Origin of the sequence: Geminicoccus harenae, from assembly GCF_019800005.1 — a bacterium.
Lineage (GTDB): Bacteria > Pseudomonadota > Alphaproteobacteria > Geminicoccales > Geminicoccaceae > Geminicoccus > Geminicoccus harenae.
The window spans coordinates 1-527 of the sequence record NZ_JABGCL010000271.1 but is presented as its reverse complement, the minus strand read 5'-3'; the positions used below and the strand labels follow the sequence as shown (position 1 = coordinate 527).

Here is a 527-nt window from a genome sequence, read left to right as displayed (position 1 = left end):
CTCGATCCGCAACGGCTCGCCCGCCGCAAACGCCACCGCGGCCTGTACCTTCATCGTCGCGTTCCTTCCTTTGGCATGGCGCCGGCCTGGTCCTGGGGTCCCGGCACGGCCGATCATCGCCGAACCCCGGCGATTGCGGAACCATGCCCGACGGGGTAGCATTCACCGATGGCTGACTCCACGAGGATTCGACCTGCCGGTAATCATCGGCAATAGCTGCGATCTTCGTGAAGAATGTCCGCCGACATGCAAAAGGGAGTGCCTGATGAATTGGGAAACCCCGGTCCTGATCGAGCTTCGGGTCGGTCTCGAGGTCACGAGCTACGAATCGGCCGAGATCGACCTGCCGGACGACAGCATCGACTGAGCCATGACCACGCCGGCCAGGGGCCGGCGTGGCATCTTCACGCATCCGCCATGCGACTCGACCCGTGAGCGCGCCGGAGCCCTTGGCGTCGCCGGTGGGCCTCTTGGCCGAGCTGACCCATCGCTGCCCGCTGCGCTGTCCCTACTGCTCCAACCCGGTC

1 protein-coding gene is annotated in these 527 nt (G+C 65.7%); it reads left to right on the top strand.

Features of this window, described 5'->3' with window-relative positions; genetic code table 11:
• The first annotated feature begins 265 nt into the window (after window positions 1-265).
• Window positions 266-367 (top strand): pyrroloquinoline quinone precursor peptide PqqA, encoded by a 102-nt coding sequence (gene pqqA / locus HLA95_RS27850; protein WP_222185232.1) that lies wholly within the window; start codon window positions 266-268, stop codon window positions 365-367.
• Window positions 368-527: the final 160 nt, after the last annotated feature.